The following is a 17,199-nucleotide window of genomic DNA, read 5'->3' on the forward strand; positions in this document are numbered from 1 at the left end:
CATGACACAGAAATGGCTTTCTATCGTCGGGATTGGAGAAGATGGATTACAGGGGTTAAGCGCGATCGCTCTTTCCCTAATCGATCAAGCTAAAGTAATTGTGGGAGGCGATCGCCATTTAGCAATGCTCCCTACAGATGACCAACGTGAGAAACTAGTCTGGACATCCCCCATTAGCACTTCAGTTGAGGAAATCATCAAACGTCGAGGTCAGTCAATCTGCGTACTCGCAAGCGGCGATCCGATGTGTTACGGCATTGGTGTTACCTTGATGCGGCGAATTCCCATCTCCCAAATGACGATTATACCCGCACCTTCAGCCTTCAGTCTCGCCTGTGCCAGGGTGGGATGGTCTTTAACTGAGGTAGAAACCTTGAGTTTGAATGGTCGTCCATCCTCCCTACTCCAGTCTTACATCTATCCAAAAGCTAGGCTATTGATTTTGAGTGAAGGGAAGGACACACCCGCCATTGTTGCCAAAATTTTGACAAATCGCGGCTACGGTAGCAGTAAAATCACCGTATTGGAGCGCATGGGCGGCACTCATGAAAGAATTGTGGAAGGTACGGCTGCATCTTGGAGTGAAACAGAAGTTGCTGCTTTGAATGCGATCGCAGTTGATTGCATTGCTGATACTGGGGTTGTGCCATTACCAAGATTACCAGGATTACCAGATAACGCCTACCAGCACGATGGACAGTTAACCAAACGTGAAGTTAGGGCAATCACCCTAGCAACTTTGGCTCCCACACCAGGAGAATTATTGTGGGATGTTGGCGCGGGTTGCGGTTCCATTTCTATCGAATGGATGCGAAGCCATGCTCGGTGTCGGGCGATCGCGATCGAACAAAACTCGTCTAGACTACTATATATTGCTGATAATGCCGCTACTCTCGGTACTCCAAATCTGCAAATCATTGAAGGGAAAGTGCCAGATGCCCTGAAAGACTTGCCTACACCAGATGCGATTTTTATTGGTGGTGGAGTGACAGCAACGGGACTTTTTGATGTTTGCTGGGAAGCACTGCGGCCTGGTGGGCGTTTGGTGGCAAATGTGGTGACAGTAGAGGGTGAGCAAACTTTATTTCAATGGCATGAACGAGTCAGTGGTGATTTGACTCGTATTGCCATCCAACGAGCGGAACCTATTGGGAAATTTTTGGGCTGGCGAGCAATGGCGGGTGTTACGCAATGGGTAGTTGTAAAATCTGAAAAACTGAAAAAGTAGTACAAGCTATAAACTGCTGGTTCGAGGTGGTTGAGGTAGGCGATAATGCGATCGCAATAGATAGCCGAGTTTCAAAGGAGTGTGGGGTGGCTACCCTAATAATATTTAGAATAATGACAACTGAATTCCAACAGCAAGTATTTTTTGCTTGGATTCAGCTTTTAATCTTTTGTCTGCTTTGTAAACATTCTCTATAACTGGTATAAGTTCAGCCTTATGCTTAGGCATATATAAATCCAACGCTTTACAAACAGCTTCCACAGGATGGATATCGTGATAACGAATTTGGTTATCTGCTAATTTACTCATAGCTGAGTAATCCATTAGAGGACATGTATCATAATAGTGTCTGATAGCAGAATTTTGATAAAGATTATTCTGTTTTTTAATTTCTCTAGATTTTAGTCCTTGGAGACATTTGTTTAACGCATCATTGGTTTCAGCAAAAATCATTTTAGAAGCACTATGTTTTTCCTGCCACAGTTGTACAGCAGACATCAGCTCTGGGTGATTTTCAATTTTCAGTATCTGTCTAACAGTAAATCGCTCTTTATGTACAACAAATTCCTGTTCAAAATCATTAGGGATGGGAGAGCCAGAATTAGACTTCCAACCAGTCTTTTGGTGAATAAAAACCCGCATTCCAAGATATTGAATTAGCGTTAAAGCCTGTTTTGCCTTAATATTACCTCCTGGTTGTCTTGGCTTTGACCACTTGGCATTATTAACTATCAATAACTGTCTGTGGATGCACAACGATAATACCTGCTGTGCTGGTAAAATCGTCTATATTGAAAGTCAGCAAATGCGTTACTCCATGTGTTAACATCACAGCAATCAATCGCGCATCGTGGACGCGCTTACCCATGACTTTATAAGTGGTAACGTAATTCAACCAATGGCTAAATATCTGTCTAAATATCTGTGGATTGTCTTCAAGTAACGTAAATTGATCAAGAATTTGTTCCACCTCTGTGTGTGTCTGGTCGGCATTCCACCCCAAACCATTGACAGCAATTGGGCGAGTAGCAACTACCCAAAACTCTATCAGCACCTGAGGAGTAATGACACACTCCTCGCCTTGTGCTAAAAGTCTAGCAATTGCTTCTAGCGCCAGTGCATAACTTGATGAAGCAGGATCACAAGCACGCAATAAAATATTGGTATCCAGTAAGTAACGAATAGTCAATCGTAGATATGCTCCCGGCGCAAAGCCTCATTAGGCAAGCTTGGACTGTTAGCTGAATGACTTGCAGCCCACCTCCTCCACTTTGCCGCTTTCTTTTCTGGAGAGAATACGCCTGAACGTTCAGGACGCAAAATCAGTACATCTCCCTGAACTTCTAAGCTGTAGACTGTGCCAGGTTGTAGTTTTCCCAGCACCTCTGATGGTAAATACAAATCGCCATGTTCGTTGACTTTGAGAATATGTGTCACTGCCTTGTTCTCCCATAGGCTTTGAACATTTGTAAATTCCCTTTCTTACATCTTAAATTGTCACGACTTATCCTCAACCATCAATGTAGACTCAGCAGTACGCCCAAATTCTTCTGTTGCATATTGCAAGTGAACTTCTGCACTAGGCCAAGAAAATGTCCCAGGAGTAACAGAACGGACTAAGTAATGCAGGCTATAAACTCCTGGTTCCAGGTGGTCGGCGTAGGCGATAATGCGATCGCGGTAGATATTTCTAAAGCTAAGTTCCCAGCTATCAGCTTTTGCTTGTAATGCAGCTGTCGTAGTTTGAAAACTCGCATCCACCGCCTCAAAACCTGCTGGTAGCGGATCTTTAATCACCACATGATCTACAGGATGATCGGCAATAATTTCTAAACCAATATCAAACACCTGTCCAGAGGCTAAAGTCAAGGGTTTATCGAAAGCGTAAAGACCTGTTTTTTGTAAAACTTTCTCTTCATTTACTTGACTAATTCCTCGTGTTATGCGTAAACCGTTAAACCTACCTGGTTGATTTCCTTGCAAGCGATAATTATAAGCAACCAGATAGTGTAAAGTCCCATTGCCTGACTTTTGCAGTATTAAATCATTACGACCACGAGGTAATTGATTCATCGGCATATTCATTTGTAAGCGAGGATTTTTGTAGCCATCAAAGCGATTTTCTCCTAACTTCTTACCAGCTAATTGTACTGTGGAAACAAAATTAGGCGGCGTGGGTTGCAGTTGACTATAATCTACCAAAGCTGTTAATGCTTGGGCATTATTATAGTTAGTTTGCCATGTGCCATTCCTTCGCAGTGCGAGAAGACTTTGGAATAACTTATCTATAACTTCGGGTTTACTCTGCTTGGCAATAAATAAGCGTAAAGCTTGCGCTTGCGTCGTGGTAGATGAACTCATCCATCCCCAACTAGGTGGTAAACTTACAACTGCTGTGCGACCAGTTTCATATATATTTTGTTGTAGATTGCTTACCAGTTGTTGAGATTCGTCTTGCCATTCTGGGAATTGAGATAAGTATCGCGCTAGTTTAATTTGAGTTACTACATCAAAATTATTGCGCTGTTCATAAATATCTGCGAGAAAAGTATTACGTTGATCTCCCAATTCTGCTAATGCGATTAAAGCATTAAGTTGCAGTTGTCTTTTACAGAGTAGTTGTTTGCAAAACTCATATTCTCCAGGATTCGCCAGAAGTTTTGGCAAATAAGCTTTCAGGCGAGACAGCATTGCAGAATCGACTAAATTAGGAAACACCTGACTGGCTTTAGCCAAAGATTCACCCCCATAAGAAGAAACCCAAGGGTCGGATTTTTCTTGTCCGGGGAAAGCTGCAAAACCACCATCTGCCAGTTGAAGTTTTTTTAATTTTTCAATTGCTTGATTTGCCTGTTGGGTAGGATTAAATTCTGCAAATGTCTGACCATATTTTTGTGTAAGATTTTGCAGATTAGCTGCAATCATTAACTGACTTGCAGCAGGTTCTGTAAACGGCAAATCATCATCTTCTAAAACCTGCTTTGCTGGTGCTTGAATCTCCGGTATCAAAGTACTCCCCAATTGAATATCTAAACCTCCCGCATCAGGAAAGGTATTTTTATCAACATTCAGGGGAATCTTCACCTTATCCCCTCCTTTGTTAAGGGGGGTTGGAGGGATTACACCAGTTTCAACGACTTGTTCTGTAATTTCAATTGGCTTAATTTCCAAAGGTACTTCAAAAGCATCTGCGGCTGTACCATTTAGCTGAGTGGTAAAGCGAACTTTACCAACTCCCACTCTATCGGCCACCATTGGAAAGCGATAAGCATGAGTTGCAGATTCAGCTTTGGTTTGCAAAGCAGTAGCTATGGGGTTTTTCTCAGCAAACTTCACCGTACCGCTAAGTTCACCATTAATTGAGAGATTTCCTGTATTCCCAGTGTTGTTAGTTACGGATAAACCAGCAAGGATGCGATCGCCTGGACGGGCAAATTGTGGCAAGATAGCATTAGTTAGCAGTGGCTTGGTGGTGATAAAAGTCGCGTCCCCATTACCGAAGCGCAGATTTCCATCGGTGGCGACAGCCATCACTCGCCATATAGTTAAGTCATCCGGGAGTTTAAAGGTTATCTGTGCATTACCATTTGCATCGGTGAGGACAGAACCGTTGTAGTAAGCTAAGGCTTTAAAATCGGTGCGGGTACGAGTATTTGCTGCACCAGTTGAGAAACCACCGCCATAACCCCAACCTTTGGGTTTAGCTACATCTTGTGGTTGTAATATTACATCCGGTCGATTATCGCTAAAGCGGGTAGATATGGGCTGTTCTGCATAAACTGTATCCACCAAATCTGGCGGACGATAACCAGAAAGTTGTAGTACCGCTTCATTTACCACCATGACTGTAAACTGTCCTTTGGTGGGGTTTCCTTGATTGTCCTTTAGTTCTAGCTGTACCGTTTCCTCTGCACCAGGTTCTAATGATGCTTGCACTGGCTTAACTTGCAGTTTTAAATACTTATCTTCTAAGTTAACTTTAAAAGGTGTAAAACCAATTTTGACCAAGTTATCTAAACTACCTGGTTCCACTTGATTTATCGGTTTACCTTGCCTGACTAATACAGCTTCAATAGCTGCATTAGGTAACATTTCTGGCGTGACTTGAAACTGAATTTGTGGTGCGCCTCCCTTAACTTTGGTAATTTGCTGATAAAGGGGTTTGTCTTTAATCACAGCAAAGTACAATTCTGCATCTGAATAGGGAGATTGAATTAGTGCAGTAGCAATTTCGCCTGGTTTAAACTCTTTTTTATCTAATTTAACTTCTAAGACATCTTTTTCTCTCGAACCCCAAAATACAGGATTTCCTCCAGTTGCCCAAATTTGTAAATCTGTGGCACTTAATTCGCTTTTGGCATCGCTAAAATTAACTCTAATCCGATATGAAGCAGATTCCGGCGCTGTTAAATTTACCAATTGCGGATTACTAGCAGATGTAATTTCTGCTTGTCCTACTGTTTTATATTCAACTTGATTTTTTGGTGTTTGGCTACCTTCCACCAACTGCGTGACGCTGCTATATTTAATCTGTTGTAATTCCAGGCGCACCCGTTGACCTGTTATTGGTTTTCCTGTTGGATCAGTAACAATCACTTCAATCGGAAAAGCCTTACCAGCATCAGCGATAAAATTGCTTTTTAATCCGATAAGGCGATTACTTGGTAGGGCTGTAAAAGTTTTGGAATTCGCTACAGACAGATTAGAAACATCTGCAACTTGCACATCGACTCGGTAAGTCATTGGATATGGTAAATCCTTAGCCACTGTTACCGTTTGCCTAGTTGTCCCGTTAGCATCTAATTGGGCATTAGTCTGCAACACATCACTAGATATAGTAGGAGTTTCCTCCGGCCACAACCATTGCCTACCAAAAGTAAATTCCTCCCAACCTTTAGGAACAAAGTTAGCCTGCTGGCGAGTAATAAAGTATTTTGCTTCTCCACCTTCTACAGGCGCACCAAATAAATAATTACTTTTAGCATTAATATCAACTTTCTCGTCAATGAGAGCAAATTCTTTTTCTAAGTTAAGTTCGACTTTAAAGTTGGGTGGCTTAAACTCAGCTACCCGAAATTCGCCAGAAATTTCTTGCCCGTTCTTACCCTTAGCCTGGATTGTATGGTAGCCTAAGCGCTGAGTAGTCTTGATTGGCAGTTCCAGAGAAAATGTGCCAAATTCATTTGTAGTTTGCGTACCTAAATTAATCTTTTGTCCATCAGGATTTACCAAAGTTAATTGGTAAACAGCATTTTTATCTTGCTGGATTGTGCCATTTTGGAAATATTCAGAAAAACCAGTTAACCAAGCTTTTTCACCTGGTTGATACAACTGTCTGTCTGAGAAAATTACTCCGCGTGATTCTGGTTTACCATTTTGCCAACCTGCATCAATACCATATCCATAAACGCCGCTATATTCTTCTGTTCTAGCAAATGCCCAATCTTGATTTTCACGGGCTATTACTAATAATTGTGGTGATTTACTAGAGGTTTCATTCCCAGAATAACATTGCTGTAATCCTTCACGAGAAATTCTAAAGATTCCATTTTCATCAGTTTTACCCGTTGCACAAGGTACAGGTTCTGGGCGAGATTTTGCCTGTAATTTTGATTGATAAATTTCAATAGCAGCCGCTTTAACTGGTGAACCATCTATAAGATGATTGACGCGAATTAAGCCTGACTCAGGAAACCATTGAGTAAATACGCCCAAATTCGTCAATTCAACTAAGCCATAAGTTGTAGGTTCACGCCAAAGTTCCTTACCATTCTCCTGATATTTATTAGTGCGGGCTTGCACTCCATAAGCTAACATTCCCGTAGTAGAGCTTATTTTTTCCCGAAGAGGAACAGCAATATCAACTGATTGATTTTTTTTACCTGATACCTTAAAGTTTTGCCAATCAGAAGGTTTTGGTAATAAATCATTACTATTATTAAAATAAACTAAATCTGTCGGTTTAACTGCTCGATAAGCTGCTTTGTACTTAGATTCTGGCAAATTTCCCGTACTAATATTTAATTGTAAATCTTCACCTGTAGGGAAAATATTTAAATCTGATGGTACCCAGATATCTCCAGCTAAATCTCCAGTATCATATTTAACTGTGATCGGTTTATCCAAAGTTTGCCCAAACTTATCTTTGAGATTAGCACCGATAGTAATTGTATAAGTCTTGGCAGGTTCTAGCGCATAAGGATTGATGCCGACAATTTTATCTTCATCATTTATTTGTATAATTCTCGAAATTACTTTTGGTGCTGGATTAATAGTAATATTTTCTTTAGCTGAATCTGCTAATAAGACATTATTAAATTCTAGCTGTGGACTGCCTTTAAGAAATCTTCCAAAAGTTCCACCTGCATCGGGCTGTCCGTAAAAATTAATTTTCTGAAATGCTAAAGGCGAATAAGTTACTAACTTACTGGCAAATTCTTTCTCTGTAGGTAAATTGCCATAAGCAGGACGTATTCCTGGCGCAAATACTAGCCGATAACGAGTTGCTTTTTCAAGATTTTGCTGGGGGATGAGATTATAAATCCAATTGTGTGCTGAATGGTCAAATTTTTCTAAAGGTTCTTCATCTTCTAATGGTTTTTCTTCTTTGTTTAATTCAACTTTAAAACCTATACCTTTATTTTTTCCTTCAGGAATTAACTGTAAATGCTCTTGTACAGAAGCTAAATCCAATTCTACATTGGAAGTGAACTGTAACTTTTGTTGTAAATCAATTGGTTCAACATCAGCTTTTTCAATGGGATTGACACCAGGTAGATTAGTCAGTTTGATAGATTCAGTATTGAAAGTCCAAGGTAAATCTTTGTCTAGGCGATGATTTTTTAAATCGGCTAAACCTGCCTTGAGAGTGACTTGAAATCTTGTTGCTATTGGCAATGCTTTATCAGCTTGAAAACCTACCATCCGTGGTGTTAAAAAGCGAAATTGACCGGGTAAAGGCGGCGAAAGGGCAAATTTTTGTAATAATTTCTGTTGTTCTGGACTGTCAAGACTTTCAACTGGTATTAAAGCTTCTTTAAAACGGATGCGGATTTGGTTAAGAGATTTTGCATCCCCAATGGGACTAATTTGTTCAATCCAGTCTGGTAATTTCGGCGGCGTGAGTGGGGAAACTGTCGGAAGTTGTTCTTTACTTGAGTTGATACCAAAGAAATTACACCCTGCGATCGCTAGTATAAATGTAAAAATAAAAAGAAACTGTATTGTTCGGTTACGGCTTGAAGAATGTCCATTTTTTTTTAACGTAGACGCTTCGGCTTGCCGCAAGCTACCGCCAAAAACGTGATAGGTTATTTGATGGTAGAAACGCAGTAAAACTCTGATCATCATCTTTCTCGTAATTCAAAATAAAAAATTTCTAAATAATAGCAAAGAAAAATTTGCATTCTCTCATCAGTGGGCAACACCAAGACTAATAAAGGACGCAAGATAACTAGTTATTTGTACTCAAACTGTGGATCTAACGTATGTTTATTTACATAGATAACTAATCCAGTATAATTGTTCCAAAAATGACTCAATTCTTAACTATAAAGAAGTATTTAAATTTCGCAAAGATTAATTTACATCTGCTAAGTGATGATAAATGAATTATTAAGGATTTGATATATTTACTGATGTAGATGTAATCGCTGCGTCAAGATTAAGGTAAGTTTTCTTAGACAGGGGATTCCCTGATGAAACTAATTTCACGATCGCTAACTAAAATTAAGCACAAACTGCGTCAAACTAGTAAAGTTACCCTGGCTGTGCTGGTAATCTGCCTGGTTGTACGCCTACTGCCTTATTTTGCGCCCATTCGTGCCGCAGATATTGCCCAAAATCAGTTGGCAATGCAATTTAGCGATCGCAATGGTTTACCATTAGGAACATTGCTCACCCGTGACCAAGAGCATACATCAGTAGTATCACTAAATCAGGTTTCGCCTCAGTTTATCCATGCCATTTTAGCCGCCGAAGATGGTAGCTTTTACCATCACGGGGCGTTGGACATGAAAGCTGTTGTCCGCGCCAGCAAAGAAGCCATCCACGCCAAAGGAATTGTTTCCGGCGCTTCCACTATTACCATGCAGTTGGCGCGGATGTTAGATCCCGTCCCCCGTAACTTCTCTGGTAAACTGAGTGAGGTTTGGCTATCTTGGCGGTTAACAGCAGGGATGAATAAAGATGAAATTCTTTCTGCATATATCAATCGGCTGCCAATGGGAGGCAATATATATGGTGTGGAAGCAGCTGCGCGGACTTATTTTTCCATCCCAGCTAGTGAATTGAATCTTGCTCAAGCTAGTTTGTTGGCTGCTATTCCCAATAATCCCACATACTTTAATCCTTATGAGCATTGGGAACGGCTGAAGCAGCGACAAAAATACGTCCTCAATCGTATGGTACGTGATGAGTATATCAGTGGGGCGATCGCAGAGCGAACACACACCGAAAAAGTTGTCTTTCAATCTCGCCAACGGGGGATTATCGCCGCACCACACTTTTTATTTTGGTTAGCCAATCATATTCCCCCTAGTCCCCCTTACAAAGCGGGGAATCAAGCCCCCCTTAAAAAGGGGAGCCTGTGCGTTGGGCGGCGAGCCACTCTTGTTGCAACTGGCGTGGATTGGGGAGATGAATCTGTTATTCGCACGACTATAAATCGTCCTTTACAGCAGTTTATTGAAGCACAGGTGCAGCAGGTAATTTCTTCCCTAGCCGCGAACAATGTCCATGATGCAGCTGCATTGGTGATTGACAACCGCACTGGTGAAATTTTGGCTTATGTCGGTTCGCCTGACTACTTTAATGAAGCCAAATTGGGACGAAATGATGGAGTGCAAGCGCTACGTCAACCAGGATCTACTCTCAAGCCTTTTGTGTATGAATTAGCTTTAGAAAAAGGTTTAATTCGCCCAAATACCATTTTGGCAGATGTACCTGCCCATTACGCCATTCCCGGCGCGAAACTTTACAGCCCCACAGATTACACCGAACGTTTTCTTGGCCCAGTGCGGGTACGAATCGCTTTAGCAAATTCCTTAAATGTCCCCGCAGTGCGCGTGTTAGAAAAAGTAGGTGTGGAAACTTTCCTTGAACGACTGCATCAAGTAGGATTTGAACACCTCAATCAAACCCCAGAACACTATGGTTTGGGTTTGACTTTAGGTAGTGGCGAAGTCAGTCTCTGGGAATTAGCCCGTGCCTACCTAACCATAGCACGACAAGGAGATGCTATCCCTTTAGTAAGCACATTTTCCAATTCCCCAATCCAAAATCTAAGTTGCGTTGAAAGCGCACCTTTAGTGCAACCTAAAATCCAAAATTCGACGACGATATGGCAATTAATCATCAACATACTCAGTGACAGCCATGCTCGTGCAACAGCGTTTGGTGTAGACTCTGTATTAAATTTACCCTTTCCCAGTGCGGTTAAAACTGGCACTTCTTCCAATTTTCGCGATACTTGGACAGTTGGCTTCACTACCGATTACACCGTCGCTACTTGGGTAGGTAATTTCAACGGCGAACCGATGCGACAAGTTTCAGGCGTTACAGGGGCTGCACCCTTGTGGAATCGGATTATGTTACACCTACACGAACATCAAGAACCAGCAGGTTTTTCATCTCCAGAAGGTTTAGTGCAACTACCTATTTGTGCAATTTCTGGGTTACGACCAACACCAGATTGTACCTCAGTTGTACAGGAATATTTTTATCCTGAAGATAAAAGTAACTACGAAGGTGAAAATCAATTCAATTTGCCACCAGAGTATGATGAGTGGTTGGCAAAACAACAGCAATCAAATTTTACTTCTACCAATTTGAGAATTTTATCTCCGCATCATGGCGATTTATTCTTACTATATCCAGGTGAAGAAACAAAGCAAAAACTCGAATTTAAGCTAGTGGGAAATAAATCTCTGCCTGTAGAGTGGTGGCTAAATGATGAAAAGCTAGATACACAGTTAGCTAATTCTTTATTTTGGGAGTTGCGTCCTGGTAATTGGACTTTGGAAGCGAGAAGCAGGGAAATGAGCGACAAAGTAAGTTTTCAGGTGGAATTAGCTAGTCTTAAACCCACGCGTCGGGGATTTTCTATTAGTAATTCTCAGGTAAAGAGGAATCGCCCATAATTAAATAGTAAGTGGGCGTGAATAAATAAAGTTCTACATTCAATACTTTTAGCTAAAAAGAAGGATGAAGATAGAGAACTGATGTCAGTAAGCTAACAATAACTTGTATTTGAGTATCGCCACTTTTTGCTAAAATATCATATTAAATTTCAGCTTACGTAAATTTACTAACGTAAATTTACCCAAAATAATTTTTCAATAAAATTTAAATACTAGTGAATATACGAGTTACGTTTCACTTTTATCTCAATAGGATGTAACCAAATATAGAAATCCGAGTTCAATAATGATCAGCATCTTGAGATTAAAACTTTTGTCCAGCAAAGCTTTTATCTTAAAGGATTTTCATTAATCAAACCTGAGTTCTATATATGCTAGTTAAATCTAGCAAGAGCAATATTAATCAATCAAACCTGCAATTCAGAAATATTAGAGTCACAATTAGACTTCTCAGGAAATTTTGAGCCCAGTTTTTGTAATGGTTTTAGACAACAATTATTATGCCAATTTAGTTTTCGGACGAGTCTATTAACTGTAATCACCTTTAGTCATCAATTTTAACTAAGATTATTGGCAAATAGACTCAACTTTTTACCAACGCCATAATCTCACAACTAGCAGAATTTTCAAAAGCTCTCTCTAAATTACCCAAATCAATAAAAAAATCTTTATTGATTTTTTTGTTGAAGAATAAAAACTTTTGGGAAGTCTAACTAGTAGTCTGTCAAGTTTAAATTGATAGGTAATCAAGTTGGTAGTAAGTCAGTCGGCATGATAAAACTGAGGTATGTTTAGTTTTGTAAAAACAGTGGAATGACCTGTTTTTTAAGTATTCTTTAGCTTGATATCTCGTTAATAGGTCGATTTTTTACCGCCGACTTAAGGACTTTAGGGCTTAGAAAATAAAGACTAAAGCCCTTACTCCAAACCTCAAACTAGCTTGACAAAGCACTAGTGTAAGTAGTAAATAAAATACTTGTTTTACTTACGCGTGATTGCAATTAGTCCTAGCTCGAAACCATCCTATTTGCAGGTTAAAGCGTTTCTGGCTGCTACAACTAAGGCTCTAAACACAGTCTTAAGTGTAGTTATGTATTTTACTGCTCACATCAAAAGGAAGTTGAAAATGTCAATTCTATTTACTCTACAGCCAAGACAGTGGCTCGGACAGATAGTATCGGCGCGGCTAGTTAGTTTGCTCGCCCTGCTTACTACTGTGATCAACTTCGAGGTTCTTTCCACCCCAACGTTAGCCATCCCACCAACTACGTCTGTTGAAACCAAGATTAACGTGCCTAATACAATGAGCTATGCGCCCTTCAATATTAGCCGTTACTTGAAAGTGCCGCCCAACTTCTCCATCTCCGTTTATGCTCGCATTCCGAAAGCCCGCTTTATGGCAATTGCTCCCAATGGCAATCTTTTAGTATCGCAGCCTGATACGGGTAAAGTGCTAATTGTCAGGTCAAATGGCGCTAATGACCCAATTATTTCTGATTTCGTGACAGGTTTACGCAAACCGCATGACATTGTGTTTCACACGATTAACAACACCACATACATCTATATCTCTGAGAGTAATCAAATTGACCGCTTCATCTACAAATCTGGAGACATAACCGCGCAGAATCGCCAAGTTGTTGTAAGCGGCTTACCAGACAGCAGCACCCCGGAACTCAGAGGTGCTTACGGTCACGAACTGAAAAATATCGCCCTCGATGCCAACGACAAACTATACGTGTCGATCGCCTCGACATGCAACGCCTGCGTAGCAGACACTGTCAGTAACCCACGGCGCGGTGCGATTTACCAGTACAACGCTGATGGAAGTAATCCGCGGCTTTTTGCCCAAGGTTTACGCAATGCAGAAGGACTGGCATTCTTCCCTGGCACAAATGACCTCTGGGTAGTCGTTAATAATCGAGACAACATCGCCTATCCCTTCAACGATGCCAGTGGTAACTACGGTAAGGTTATCCCGTCCTACGTAGACAACCATCCACCAGATGAGTTCACGCGAGTCCGAGATGGCGGCAACTACGGTTGGCCATTCTGCAACCCCAATCCTGACACCCCAAATCACTTATACTATATGCCTTTGGATCGCGACTATCAGTTCAATCGTGATGGACATCTTGATTGCAATCTGATCGATAAGACTATCAGAGGTATCGAAGCGCATTCGGCTCCGTTGGGACTAACCTTCTTACAAAATACAAACTTTCCCAGCCTGTACTCAAATGGGGTAGTTGTGGGACTGCACGGTTCATGGAATCGCCAGCAGAGAATTGGCTATAAAGTAGCTTACTTTGCCTGGAACAGTAGCCAAAAGCTCCCAGGGTACCAGATAGATTTAGTCAGCGGTTGGGTAGTTCCAGGAACGCAACAATTTTGGGGGCGACCGGTGGATATGGTAGTCGATCAGCAGGGTAATTTGTTAATCTCGGATGACTACAGCGGCACCATCTACAAGCTCTCCTACACGCAACCACGCTGACTGGTCATGGGATGTGGTAAAGGGGGAATGTTCGCTAATGATGTTCGTGAACCACTCCCAAGATGAAAATGATTTCCAGATTTCAGGTATTGTAGTTGAAAAGTGTCAGTGACATCTGACTTTTTCACATCCTATGAAAAGTCAAATTTGCACATCCTGAGGAATTTTTTGCAATAGACCTCTTGCAAAAATCCCTAACACCCCAACCCCTAAGAGCTTGCTCTTAGGGGAGACAAAGCGTAGCTTTGGCTCTTTGGGGTTCTTATTTCAATACGCTTGGGTTAAGGCTAAAACTCTTTCTTCAAGTCAATTTTTTTAACGAACCGCCAAGGACGCAAAGGACGCAAAGGGAAGGAAGAAATTCTTAACCCAAGCGTATTGGTTCTTATTTTTGATTTATGCAAGAAGTCTAATGATGATTCATTACGAATAATGTAGCCTATTTCAATCGCCTGTTAGGTTGTCCTACACAGGCGCACCTACTTTTGAGACTCTCGAACTAACTCGCACAGTTGCACATAAAACACTCTATCGCTGGTTAACTTGGGTAGATACAGCTGAACCTGTGCCAGAAGATGCACGGGATGCTTTGGCTACTTGTAATTTGTCGCTGCGCCGGAGCAGCGGCAAAAATAAAGCTACCATCTCAATTAACCAGATAAGAGGCTTAATAAGTTGCTCTGAGCAACTGGTTAAAGGTAGGCAAACTTTTGCCACAGTCTACTAATCCGCTCACAGACTCTCGTAGGTGAGTTCCGTATTTGCCCAGTTGGTTTCTGCCAGAAATTCTCTAAATGTGGTTAGAAGTCCAGGAAACTCCTCTTCTCGTAAACGCTGGACATCGGCTTGATAACCTTGTTTACGATACCACTGAATCAAATCGAACAGTTCCTTTTGCAGTAGGAGTAAGAAAATCCAAGCGGGTGTCTCTTTATGAATAACTTTTATCCCCTGCGCTTGGGAGAATGCCTCTGCCATCTGCTTTGGAGTCAACACATCGCCAGCTAACTCAATTTCTTGGTCGATGTACTTGGTGGGATATTTAATTATGTAAGCAGCAACGCGGCCCATGTCCTTTGTTGTAATTAGATGAAGGGGTTTGTCTGGCTGAATGGAAAATGGAAAACTACCTTTGAGGATGGAAGGTCGCGTGTACTTCTTCCAAAACTCTTCCATAAATAAGCAGGCTCGCAACATAGTAGTCGGTAAGCCAGCTTCTTTAAGAATTTGCTCCACTTGGTACTTTTGCTGAATGCGGGGGATTCCTGAATTCCGATCCGCCCCACCTGCGGAATTGTAGACAAAGTGTTTGATGTCAGCTTGTTTGGCAACTTGTGCAACTCGCCTTGCCCTCTCCACCTCTAGCGGGTCAATTTTAGGAGAGTCCGCAGAAGTGGCGTGGCAGTAAACAGCCGAAATCCCTGCAAAGGCTGCTATGAGGGAGGCTTCATCGTCGAGATTGGCTTTTACCAGTTCAACTTTGGCATCGTTAAGCTTTGCAAGAGTTGGACGATTAAGGTCAATTTCTCTAGTGATGACTCGCAGGTTAGTAATTCCCTGTTCGAGAAATCCCTTAACGACATTTCCACCTGTGCCGCCAGTCACTCCAATGAGTAAGACTTTATCGATGTTTGACTCCGTGCGATCGGGTAAATTTGACATTCTCTCTTCTAAGAGGAGTTCTTTATTTAAATTAAGTTTATCCAAAGACAAAAGAAGCAAACAATAATTAAGTAGCAACCTACTTTAAACAATACAAATGTATTTGAGCAGTTGAGGAGTTGATGGATCGCTGGTTGAAGTGGGTAGATGAAGCTGAATCCGTACCCATTCGTGAGAAATTAAGGTCGGATACCATTTGTCAATAAGCAAGAGTACTCAAAATATGGCTGAAAAATGGGGTTGGAAACACTATTTTTGAGCAGGCGATGCCTACGCCTACGCATAATCTAGGGCGTTTCATTCATTTTTTACCTATAAGTTCAGTACAAGAGTTAACTTAATACCTCTGCTTTTCCAAATTTTCAGCATAATTTCTAATTGACAAAAATAATATCATCTTAGACTCTCACCGATGATCCGTACCAGATGATCAGCGTGCTGCTTTGTCTAACTGTGATTTAATTGTGCGTCGGGCGATCGCAGAACGCGATCCAGACAACCAAATTGCTGTGCGGCTATTTGGAGCAGAAATGACAGATAAATTAGTATGATCGCTCTGGGGTGGTGTAGGCTAGCAAGAACCGTAGGCATCGCATTTTATAGAATTTGGTGAGGGAATTGTGGACAAAAACACCGATAATCTCAACTCATTCCGGGCCTTGGCACTCCAAGTTACCTGTTATGCAGTCAACCAAACAAACGATCCCCACCAAGCGCGATCGCTCATGCAAAGCTCCATCAACCGCCTAGCGCAACAAATTGCTGCCAGTATCGCTTTCATTGGCTTTGATTGTCGTTTAATTGTACTGCCAGAATATTTCCTGACTGGTTTCCCGATGGGAGATTCTCTCTCAGGATGGGCAGAAAAAGCCTGTATAGAAATGGCTGGTGCTGAGTATGAAGCACTTGGTAAAATTGCTCAAAAGCATAAAATCTTTTTGGCTGGTAACGCCTACGAAGTTGACCCCAACTTTCCCGGATTGTACTTCCAAACCTGCTTTATTCTTGATCCCTCTGGCTCAATTGTCTTGCGGTATCGGCGGCTAAATTCCTTGTTTGCTCCTACCCCCCATGATGTTTGGGATAAGTATCTCGATTGCTATGGTTTGGAGGGAGTTTTCCCCGTTGCCAAAACTGTGATCGGTAATTTGGCAGCTTTGGCATCAGAAGAAATTTTGTATCCAGAAGTGGCGCGGTGTCTGGCGATGCGAGGAGCAGAGATTTTTGTCCATTCCACATCGGAAGTATACAACAAAAACCTCACGCCCAAAGACGCGGCAAAAATCACTCGCGCCGTCGAAAATACTGCATATGTAGTTTCAAGCAATACCGCAGGTATCGCTAATATTGCTATCCCCATTGCTTCGGCTGATGGTGGCTCTAAAATCATCGACCATCGCGGAATTATAGTAGCAGAGACAGCTACAGGTGAGAGCATGGCAGCTTTCGCAGAGATTGACCTAGCAGCATTACGCCGTGATCGCCGCCGACCGGGGTTAAATAATTTACTTGCACGTCAACGGTTTGAGCTATACGCCGAAAGTTACCGACAGTCACACTTTTACCCCGCTAATACTATGCTGGAAGGAGAAGTAGACCGCAAACACTTCCTCCAAACGCAGCAAGCTACCATTGAGCGGTTAGTCAAACTGGGGATAATTTGAATCGGCTAA

At 41.7% G+C, this 17,199-nt stretch carries 10 protein-coding genes and 1 pseudogene; 6 read left to right on the plus strand and 5 right to left on the minus strand.

Annotated elements, in window-relative coordinates; genetic code table 11:
• The first annotated feature begins 1 nt into the window (after position 1).
• Complete coding sequence (gene cbiE / locus V7L29_RS05670; RefSeq protein ID WP_334734814.1) at positions 2-1,228, plus strand: precorrin-6y C5,15-methyltransferase (decarboxylating) subunit CbiE; 1,227 nt, start codon at positions 2-4, stop codon at positions 1,226-1,228.
• Between the two features lie 105 nt (positions 1,229-1,333).
• Here cbiE and V7L29_RS05675 read toward each other — a convergent pair whose 3' ends face one another.
• Genes V7L29_RS05675 through V7L29_RS05690 form a run of 4 tightly spaced genes read right to left on the minus strand, consistent with a single transcriptional unit; the run spans position 1,334 to position 8,578 of the window.
• Positions 1,334-1,963, minus strand: a complete 630-nt coding sequence (locus V7L29_RS05675; RefSeq protein WP_334734815.1) for a hypothetical protein — start codon at positions 1,961-1,963, stop codon at positions 1,334-1,336.
• The gene (locus tag V7L29_RS05680) at positions 1,953-2,417 is read right to left on the minus strand and encodes a type II toxin-antitoxin system VapC family toxin (protein ID WP_334734816.1); all 465 of its coding nucleotides are present in this window, start codon (positions 2,415-2,417) and stop codon (positions 1,953-1,955) included. The genes V7L29_RS05675 and V7L29_RS05680 overlap by 11 nt, the downstream gene beginning before the upstream one ends.
• A complete protein-coding gene (locus tag V7L29_RS05685) occupies positions 2,414-2,665 on the minus strand; it encodes a hypothetical protein (protein WP_334734817.1) in 252 nt (83 codons plus the stop codon). The genes V7L29_RS05680 and V7L29_RS05685 overlap by 4 nt, the downstream gene beginning before the upstream one ends.
• Before the next feature lie 60 nt (positions 2,666-2,725).
• On the minus strand, positions 2,726-8,578 hold the full coding sequence (locus V7L29_RS05690) for an alpha-2-macroglobulin family protein (RefSeq protein ID WP_334734818.1): 5,853 nt from the start codon (positions 8,576-8,578) through the stop codon (positions 2,726-2,728).
• 347 nt (positions 8,579-8,925) lie between these two features.
• Here V7L29_RS05690 and V7L29_RS05695 point away from each other — a divergent pair, with 347 nt between their 5' ends.
• From V7L29_RS05695 to V7L29_RS05705, 3 genes are all read left to right on the plus strand, one after another.
• Positions 8,926-11,367 (plus strand): penicillin-binding protein 1C, encoded by a 2,442-nt coding sequence (locus tag V7L29_RS05695; RefSeq protein ID WP_334734819.1) that lies wholly within the window; start codon positions 8,926-8,928, stop codon positions 11,365-11,367.
• Between the two features lie 1,126 nt (positions 11,368-12,493).
• The gene (locus V7L29_RS05700; protein ID WP_334734820.1) at positions 12,494-13,864 is read left to right on the plus strand and encodes a PQQ-dependent sugar dehydrogenase; all 1,371 of its coding nucleotides are present in this window, start codon (positions 12,494-12,496) and stop codon (positions 13,862-13,864) included.
• 460 nt (positions 13,865-14,324) lie between these two features.
• On the plus strand, positions 14,325-14,591 hold the full coding sequence (locus V7L29_RS05705; protein WP_334734821.1) for a hypothetical protein: 267 nt from the start codon (positions 14,325-14,327) through the stop codon (positions 14,589-14,591).
• A 5-nt stretch (positions 14,592-14,596) separates the two neighbouring features.
• Here the strand turns inward: V7L29_RS05705 and V7L29_RS05710 are convergent, their stop codons facing one another.
• Positions 14,597-15,526, minus strand: a complete 930-nt coding sequence (locus V7L29_RS05710) for an NmrA family NAD(P)-binding protein (RefSeq protein WP_334734822.1) — start codon at positions 15,524-15,526, stop codon at positions 14,597-14,599.
• Between the two features lie 419 nt (positions 15,527-15,945).
• Between V7L29_RS05710 and V7L29_RS05715 the strand changes: the two are divergent.
• Positions 15,946-16,077 (plus strand): annotated as a pseudogene (locus V7L29_RS05715) (red chlorophyll catabolite reductase); the annotation flags it as partial.
• A 69-nt stretch (positions 16,078-16,146) separates the two neighbouring features.
• A complete protein-coding gene (locus V7L29_RS05720) occupies positions 16,147-17,190 on the plus strand; it encodes a nitrilase-related carbon-nitrogen hydrolase (RefSeq protein WP_334692599.1) in 1,044 nt (347 codons plus the stop codon).
• Positions 17,191-17,199 lie beyond the last annotated feature (9 nt).

It is taken from the genome of Nostoc sp., from assembly GCF_036916575.1.
Taxonomy (GTDB): Bacteria; Cyanobacteriota; Cyanobacteriia; order Cyanobacteriales; family Nostocaceae; genus Nostoc.